General features: G+C 72.0%; 8 protein-coding genes and 1 rRNA gene. 2 read left to right on the forward strand and 7 right to left on the reverse strand.

Annotated features, from left to right (window positions below; genetic code table 11):
- Positions 1-6: 6 nt before the first annotated feature.
- A complete protein-coding gene (locus ACWGJM_RS04930; RefSeq protein ID WP_453410242.1) occupies positions 7-354 on the forward strand; it encodes a sterol-binding protein in 348 nt (115 codons plus the stop codon).
- On the opposite strand, the gene ACWGJM_RS04935 is transcribed toward ACWGJM_RS04930, so the two are convergent.
- The 4 genes from ACWGJM_RS04935 to ACWGJM_RS04950 form a co-directional block, all read right to left on the reverse strand.
- Positions 338-1,213: an ABC transporter ATP-binding protein gene (locus ACWGJM_RS04935; protein WP_453410243.1), complete on the reverse strand. Its 876-nt coding sequence runs from the start codon at positions 1,211-1,213 to the stop codon at positions 338-340. The two genes, ACWGJM_RS04930 and ACWGJM_RS04935, sit on opposite strands and share 17 nt — an antisense overlap.
- On the reverse strand, positions 1,210-2,265 hold the full coding sequence (locus ACWGJM_RS04940) for a FecCD family ABC transporter permease (RefSeq protein WP_453410244.1): 1,056 nt from the start codon (positions 2,263-2,265) through the stop codon (positions 1,210-1,212). Before ACWGJM_RS04940 ends, ACWGJM_RS04935 begins: the two co-directional genes overlap by 4 nt.
- Positions 2,262-3,305, reverse strand: coding sequence for a FecCD family ABC transporter permease (locus ACWGJM_RS04945; RefSeq protein WP_453410245.1), 1,044 nt, complete (start codon positions 3,303-3,305; stop codon positions 2,262-2,264). The genes ACWGJM_RS04940 and ACWGJM_RS04945 overlap by 4 nt, the downstream gene beginning before the upstream one ends.
- 68 nt (positions 3,306-3,373) lie before the next feature.
- Complete coding sequence (locus tag ACWGJM_RS04950) at positions 3,374-4,402, reverse strand: HAD hydrolase-like protein (RefSeq protein ID WP_453410246.1); 1,029 nt, start codon at positions 4,400-4,402, stop codon at positions 3,374-3,376.
- Between the two features lie 73 nt (positions 4,403-4,475).
- On the opposite strand from ACWGJM_RS04950, the gene ACWGJM_RS04955 reads away from it, so the two are divergent.
- Positions 4,476-5,759 carry a DUF1015 domain-containing protein gene (locus ACWGJM_RS04955; RefSeq protein WP_453410247.1) on the forward strand — a complete coding sequence of 428 codons (1,284 nt, stop codon included), beginning with the start codon at positions 4,476-4,478 and terminating at the stop codon, positions 5,757-5,759.
- Positions 5,760-5,837: 78 nt separating this feature from the next.
- On the opposite strand, the gene ACWGJM_RS04960 is transcribed toward ACWGJM_RS04955, so the two are convergent.
- The 3 genes from ACWGJM_RS04960 to rrf form a co-directional block, all read right to left on the reverse strand.
- Positions 5,838-6,608 (reverse strand): hypothetical protein, encoded by a 771-nt coding sequence (locus ACWGJM_RS04960; protein WP_453410263.1) that lies wholly within the window; start codon positions 6,606-6,608, stop codon positions 5,838-5,840.
- The gene (locus ACWGJM_RS04965) at positions 6,500-7,684 is read right to left on the reverse strand and encodes a hypothetical protein (protein ID WP_453410264.1); all 1,185 of its coding nucleotides are present in this window, start codon (positions 7,682-7,684) and stop codon (positions 6,500-6,502) included. Before ACWGJM_RS04965 ends, ACWGJM_RS04960 begins: the two co-directional genes overlap by 109 nt.
- Before the next feature lie 192 nt (positions 7,685-7,876).
- Positions 7,877-7,993 (reverse strand): 5S ribosomal RNA (gene rrf, locus ACWGJM_RS04970).
- Between the last annotated feature and the right edge of the window lie 177 nt (positions 7,994-8,170).

Genomic DNA, 8,170 nt, shown 5'->3' on the forward strand with positions numbered 1-8,170 from the left:
ATCGCGATGGCGACGATCGATGAGTGCCGGGCAGCGCTGGAAAAGCTCTCGGACAACATGCAGGGTGCCGAGGGCGACGTCCGCGCGGCCGCGGCCATGGACCGCTCGGTGAGCTGCCACGTCACGGACCTGGACGTCACCTTCGTCGGCCGGCTCACCGGCGGCCGGATCGAGATCGACGAGACCCTTCAGGGCCCTCCACCGCAGAAGGCCCAGATCCGGCTGGCCATGACCGGCGACGACCTGGTGGCGATGGTCGGCGGCGAGCTGAACTTCGCGAAGGCATGGGGGTCGAGCCGGGTCAAGCTGGAAGCAAGCCTGCTGGACCTGTTCCGGCTCAGGAAGCTTCTGTAGCGCCGGCCGCGCTCACCCGCTCGCGTGCCTTGCGCGCGGCCGGCACCACCAGCGGAGTGCCCGTCTCCGGGTCGTCGATGACCTGGCAGCGCAGCCCGAAGACCTCTTCGACCAGCTCGGCCGTGACGATGTCGCCCGGCGCGCCCTCGGCGATCACCCGGCCGCCGCGCAGGGCGACGAGGTGGGTGGCGTACCGGGCGGCGTGGTTGAGGTCGTGCAGGACGGCGACCAGGGTGCGGCCCTGGGTCTCGTGCAGCTCGGCGCACAGGTCGAGGACGTCGATCTGGTGCTGGATGTCCAGGTAGGTGGTGGGCTCGTCGAGGAGCAGCAGCGGGGTCTGCTGGGCGAGCGCCATCGCGATCCACACACGCTGCCGCTGACCGCCGGACAGCTCGTCCACGTACCGGTCGGCCAGCTCGGCGACCCCGGTCTGCGCCATGGCCTCCTGCACCACCCGCTCGTCCTCGGCGGACCACTGCCTGAGGATCCCCTGGTGCGGATACCGGCCGCGGCCCACCAGGTCACCGACGGTGATCCCGTCCGGCGCGATCGACGACTGCGGCAGCAGACCGAGCGTCCGCGCGACCTTCTTCGCGGGCATCGACTGGACGACCTGCCCGTCGAGCAGCACCCGGCCCTCGCTGGGCTTGAGCATCCGCGACAGCGCCCGCAGGAGCGTCGACTTGCCGCACGCGTTCGGGCCGACGATCACCGTGAAGGAGTTGTCGGGGATCTCCACCGACAGCTGCTCGGCGATGACGCGCTGGTCGTAGGCGAGGGTGACGTTCTCGGCGGACAGGCGGTTCACAGGGCTCCTTCGGTTGTTCGTCTCGCCGGTGGTGTGGCGGGTGGTGCTCATATCCGGCCCGCCCTGCGCTCGGTGACCAGCAGCCACAGGAGGTAGAGGCCGCCCAGGACGCCGGTGACCACGCCCACGGGCAGCTGGTCGGCGCCGAAGGCGCGCTGTGCGGCCCAGTCGGCGGTGACCAGCAGCGTGGCGCCCATGCACAGGGAGGGCACCAGGTTGGGCCCCGGCGAACGGGTCAGGCGCCGGGCGAGCTGCGGCGCGGTGAGCGCCACGAAGGTGACGGGCCCCGCGGCGGCGGTCGCCGCGGCGGTCAGCAGTACGGCGGAGACCATCAGCACCAGCCGTACCCGCTCCACCCGCACCCCGAGGGCGTAACTGACGTCGTCGCCCATCTCCATCGCCCTGAGGCCGCGCGCGTTGGCGAGGACGAGCGGTACGAGCACCGCGCACAGGGCGAACAGCGGCCAGACCTGGTCCCAGTCACGGCCGTTGAGGGAGCCGGTCATCCACACGACCGCGCGGGCCGCGTCGACCAGGTCGGCCTTGGTGAGCAGGTAGCCGTTGACCGCCGTGACGATCGCGGAGACGCCGATGCCCACCAGGACCAGCCGGTAGCCGTGCACCCCCTGCTTCCAGGCGAGCAGGTAGACGGCGAACCCGGTCACCAGGCCGCCGATCAGCGCGCCGACGGTGACCTCGGTGGCGTTCCCGGACAGCAGCACGATCACGACGAGCGCCCCGGCCGTCGAGCCCTGGGAGAGGCCGAGCACGTCCGGGCTGCCCAGCGGGTTGCGGGAGACGGACTGGAACAGGGCGCCGCCGAGGCCGAGCGAGGCACCGACCAGGAGGCCGACCAGGACGCGCGGCAGGCGCAGGTCGCGGACGATGTACTCCTGGATCTGGTTGCCGTTGCCGGTCAGCGTCTTGAGGACGTCGGTGGCGGAGATCGGGAAGTCACCGGTGCCGATCAGCAGGACGCTCGCGGTGAGCGCGGCGAGCAGCAGCAGGACGACGACGGTCAGCGCGCGGACGTCCACGCGGACGGAGAGCCCTCCGGGGGTGCGCAGGGCACGGACCGCGGGGCTTTTCTCATGGGTGCTCACAGCTGCGCCGTCCTCCGCCGTCGGACCAGGAAGATGAAGACCGGGCCGCCGATGATCGCGGTGACGATGCCGACCTGGAGCTCCGCCGGCCGGGCGACGATCCGGCCGATGACATCGGCGCCGAGCAGCAGCACGGGTGAGAGGACCGTGGCGTACGGCAGGATCCAGCGCAGGTCGGGGCCGGTGAAGGAGCGCACGACGTGCGGCACCATCAGGCCGACGAACATGATCGGGCCGCAGGCGGCGGTCGCGGCCCCGCACAGCACGGTGGCGGCGAGCATGGCCAGGGCGCGGGTGCGGCCCAGGTTGGCGCCGAGGGCTCGGGCGGTGTCGTCGCCCATCGCCACGGCGTTCAGCGGCCGGGCGAGCAGCAGCGCGAGGACCGTGCCGGCGCCGAGGAACGGCAGGACCTGCGTGATGGTCGAGTCGGTGGCCGCGGACAGCGAACCCACCGTCCAGAACCGCATCTTGCCGAGCGCCGCGTCGTCCGTGATCATCACGGCCTGGAGGTAACCGTAGAGCGCGGCGCTGATCGCCGTACCGGCGAGCGCGAGCCGTACCGGCGTCGCTCCCCGGCTGCCGCCGAGGAACCACACCAGCGCCCCGACGGCCGCGGCGCCCACGAACGCGAACCACACATAGCCGGTCAGGCTGGTGACGCCCAGGTAGGTGATGGCCGTGACGACCGCGGCCGACGCACCCGCGTTGATACCGAGGAGCCCGGGGTCGGCCAGCGGGTTGCGGGTGAGCGCCTGGAGCACCGCACCGGACAGGCCGAGCGCGGCACCGGCCAGGAGTCCGAGGAAGGTGCGCGAGAGCCGCTCGTCGACCACCACGTCGCCGTACGTCCCCGTGTGGTGGAACAGGCCGTGCCAGACCTGGTCCAGCGACAGCTCTTTCGCACCGATCGCGATGCTCGCCAAGGTGACCAGCACCAGGATCGCGACCGCGACCAGGAGTCCAAGGGACCGTACCGCCCGGCGGGTTGGGGGCGCGGGGGCGGCATCCGCGCGCTGTTCGGGGGGACTGTCGACCAACACGTGGTTAGGTTAGCCTACCCTCGCATCCGAGCTCGATCCCGTGGTGGTACCCGCTCTCCTTCCCGCGTTCAGAGTCCGAGTCGCGCCAGCGCCTTCTCCCCGTCCAGTTCGCAGGAGCCGTCGCCGGCCGCAGTCCAGGCCGCGGCGCACAGCGCCCGCAGTCCGTCGAGCGCCTCGCCCTCGCCCTCCAGCTCCAGCCGCCCGTCCCCGGCCCGCGCCGTCCAGCCGCCGCAGCGGAAGCCGCCGCCCGCCTCCGTGACCTCCGGCTGTCCGGTGAGCAGCCCGCGCAGATCGGCGTCCACATACGTCGGCCGGTGCTGCGGCGGCGCTGCGAGCAGCTGGGCGCCGTCGGTCACGCCGGTGAGGACCAGCAGCGAGTCGACGTCCCCGTTGAAGGCCCCCTCGATGTCCGTGTCCAGCCGGTCCCCGACCACCAGCGGCCGCTCGGCGCCCGTGCGCAGGATCGTCTCCCGGTGCATGGGCGGCAGCGGCTTGCCCGCCACCTGCGGCTCGGCGCCGGTCGCGATCCGTACGACCTGCACGGCCGCGCCGTTGCCCGGCGCGATACCCCGCCCGCTGGGGATGGTCAGGTCGGTGTTGGACGCGAACCAGGGCACCCCGCGCGCGACGGCGTAGGACGCCTCCGCGAAACGCCCCCACTGAAGCTCGGGCCCGCCGTACCCCTGCACGACCGCCGCCGGGTCGTCGTCCGCCGACTCCACCGGCTCGAGGCCACGCTCGCGCAGCGCCACCCGCAGCCCCTCACCGCCGACCACCAGCACCCGCGCACCCGCCGGCACCTGCTCGCTGATCAGCCGCGCGACCGCCTGCGCCGAGGTGATGACGTCACCGGCCCCCGTCGGTATGCCCAGCTCCGTCAGATGCCCGGCCACGGCGTCCGGCGTCCGCAGCGCGTTGTTGGTGACGTACGCCAGATGCATCCCCCCGTCCCGGGCAACCGCCAGCGAGTCGACGGCGTGCGCGATCGCGCTCCCACCCGCGTACACCACCCCGTCCAGGTCGAGCAGTGCCGTGTCGTACGCGCTGCTCAGGGGGCGCTCACTGCCCTCTGGCCGGGTCCTGACGCCCTGGCTCATTCCGCATCGCTCCTCGTTCGATCGCTCTTCCCCCGATCATGCCGCACGCCACTGACACACGTACGATGCCGGGATGAACACTGCAGGTCACTCGGAGGCAACGGCGCGCCGGGGCCTGGAACTCGCCCCGTTCCGAGGCCTTCGCTACGACCCCGAGCGGGTCGGCAGCCTGGCCGCCGTCACCTCCCCGCCGTACGACGTCGTCGTACGCCCCGACGGCCTGCACCACCTCCAGTCCGCCGACCCGTACAACATCGTCCGGCTGATCCTTCCCCAGGCCGGTACCCCGAGCGCCCGCACCGAACAGGCGGCCGACACGCTGCGCCGCTGGCTGGCCGAGGGCATCCTGGCCGCCGACCCGGAACCGGGCCTCTACGTCTACGAGCAGCGCGACGACGAGGGCATGCTCCAGCGCGGCCTCATCGGCGCGTTGCGCGTCTCCGATCCGTCGGAGGGGGTGGTCCTGCCGCACGAGGACGTCATGCCGCCCGTCGTCGCGGAACGCGCCGCCCTGATGCGCGCGACCTGCGCGAACCTCGAGCCACTCCTCCTGACGTACCGGGGCAACGGCGTGACGGCCGAGGTGATCGAACGCACCGCCGAACGCACCGCCCTGTTGTCGACGACCACGGAGGACGGCTTCCACCACCGCCTCTGGTCGGTGACCGACCCCGCCGAGCTGGCTCTCGTCCAGTCGGACCTGGCCGGCCATCAGGCGCTGATCGCCGACGGCCACCACCGCTGGGCGACCTACCGGCTTCTACGCGCGGAGCACCTCTCCCCGAGCCCCTGGGACCACGGCCTGGTCCTCCTGGTCGACACGGTCCGCTATCCGCTCCGCGTCCGTGCCATTCACCGCCTGCTGCACGGCCTGCCGGTCGCCGACGCGCTGTCCGCCCTCGACGGTCTGTTCCGCGTGACCCGCCTGGAGAAACCGCTGCCCGCGGCCTTGGCGAGCCTCGCCGACGCGGCCTGCGCGGGCAACGCCTTCCTGCTCGCCGGCGACGGCGCCTTCCACCTGGTGGACCGCCCGGACCAGGACCTCCTGGCCCGTACGGTCCCCACGGACCGCCCGGCCGCCTGGCGCACCCTCGACGCCACCGTTCTGCACGCCACGCTCCTCGAGCACGTCTGGCACGTCCCCGAGGACTCTCCCGCGCACATCGCCTACATCCACGACGCGGAGGCCACGGTCGCCAAGGCGGAAGGCGACGGCAGCACGGCGGTCCTGCTGCACCCGGTCCGCGAGGAAGTCGTCCGCGACCTGGCCCGGCAGGGCGTGACGATGCCCCGCAAGTCGACGTCGTTCGGCCCGAAACCGGCGTCGGGCCTGGTGCTGCGGGCGCTGGATCTCTGACGTCTTCCGGCGTCCCGGCGTCGGGCATGGCGAAGGGCGGGACCCCCAAGGAGATCCCGCCCTGTCGCTGCGCGTACGTCAGTCGTCGTCGCCGTTGTCGTCGCCGTCGCCGTCGGTGTCGCCGTCGGTGTCGCCGTCCTGGGTGCCGCCCTGACCCTCGTCCTCGCTCCCGTCGAGCGCGTCGACGAACTCCACGCCGTCCAGTTCCGCCAGCCGGTCCGAGGCATCCGTGCTGCCGTCCCGGTCGGCCTCGACGGCCTTGGCGAACCAGTCCCGCGCCTCGCTCCGCCGGCCGGCGGCGAGCAGCGCGTCGGCGTAGGCGTAGCGCAGGCGCGCGGTCCACGGCTGAACGGAGTTGGAGGCCAGCTCGGGGCTCTGGAGCGTCACGATCGCCGCGTCCAGCTGCCCCATGTCACGCCGGGCACCGGCCGCGACGAGCCGCATCTCGACCTGCCCGGCCTTGTCGAGCTTCTGCACGTCAGGCGCCCCGGCCATGTCCAGCGCCTTCTCCGGCCGCCCGAGCCCACGCTCGCAGTCGGCCATCACGGGCCACAGGTCCACGTTGCCGGTCATCCGCCGCGCGGCCCGGAACTCGGCGAGCGCCTCGCCGTACTTCTGGTTCGCGTACGCGGCGAACCCGGCGGCCTCCCGTACGCCCGCGACACGGGACGCCAGACGCAGGGCCACCTTGGAGTAGCCGTAGGCACCCTCGGGGTCCTCGTCGATGAGCCGGGCGACCATCACCAGGTTCTTGGCGACATCCTCGGCGAGCGTCTTCGGCAGGCTCTGGAGCTCCTGCCGTACGTCCTTGTCGATCTCCTCGCCGGTGACGTCCTCGGGGATCGGCAGCCGCTTGATGGGCTCCCGGTCCCGGTCCCGCTCGTCCCGGAAGCGGCCACCGCCACGGCGGTCGTCCCTACGGTCATCCCGTCCCCGGAAGCCGCCGGGGCGACCACCGCGGTCATCCCGACGAGGGCCACGCCCACGGTCGTCACGGCCGCGGTCGTCACGGCCCCGGAACCCGCCGCGGTCGTCACGACGATCGTCGCGGCGGAACTCGGGGCGGTCACCGCCACGACGGTCGTCACGGCGGAAGTCCGGCCGGTCACCGCCACGACGGTCGTCACGGCGGTCATCCCGGCGGTCATCACGACGGAAGCCGGGACGCTCACCACCTCGCCGGTCGTCCCGACGGTCGTCACGACGGAACTCGGGGCGGTCACCGCCACGACGATCGTCACGGCGGAACCCGCCGCGGTCGTCCCGACGGTCGTCACGGCGGAACTCGGGGCGGTCGCCGCCACGACGGTCGTCACGGCGGAAGTCCGGCCGGTCACCGCCACGGCGGTCATCACTGCGGTCATCACGACGGAAGCCGGGACGCTCACCACCTCGCCGGTCGTCCCGACGGTCGTCACGGCGGAAGTCCGGCCGGTCGCCGCCACGACGGTCATCACGGCGGTCATCACGGCGGTCATCACGACGGAAGTCCGGCCGGTCACCGCCACGACGATCGTCCCGACGGTCATCACGACGGAAGCCAGGACGTTCCCCGCCCCGCCGGTCATCCCGGCGGTCATCACGACGGAAGTCGGAACGCTGACCGTCGCGACGGTCGTCCTTCCGGTCGTCGCGGGCACGGAACCCGCCGCGGTCGCCTCGGTTGTCATCTCGCCGGAAGCCACCACGCTCGGGGCGCTCGGCCCGGTCGTCACGGCGGAATCCACGGTCACGGTCGTCACGGCCCCGGAACCCGCCCCGGTCATCACGGCGGTCGTCGCGGCGGTCGTCACGGCGACCGTAGCCACCGCGGTCGTCGTCACGGCGGGGACCGCGGGCATCGCGGTCGTCACGGCGGCCGTAACCGCCCCGGTCACCGCGGTCGTTGTCACGACGCTGACCGCCCTGGTAGGGACGGCGGTCACCGCGGTCACCACTGTCCCGCCGCCGCGGGTCGCGCTCCGATCGGTCGCCGGGAGAGTTGGTGGACATGGTGACTCCTGTCTTCGGTACCGCAAGTCATTCTCGCGCAAGCCGGGTACCCGGTGCGCTCCGGAAAAAAGAAAAGGACCCCTGGTCCCAGCTGAACGCTGGTGACCAGGGGTCCTCCAAAGATTGTTCGGCGGCGTCCTACTCTCCCACAGGGTCCCCCCTGCAGTACCATCGGCGCTGTGAGGCTTAGCTTCCGGGTTCGAAATGTAACCGGGCGTTTCCCTCACGCTATGACCACCGAAACCCTAATGGTTTCGAGCGAACAAGCACACTCTTCAATTGTGTGTTCAGCTCTAGCCGGCAACTGTTCGTTGCCTCAGAACTAACACAGTGGACGCGAGCAACTGAGGACAAGCCCTCGGCCTATTAGTACCGGTCACCTCCACCAGTTACCTGGCTTCCAGATCCGGCCTATCAAC

Source organism: Streptomyces sp. NPDC054834, assembly GCF_053611185.1.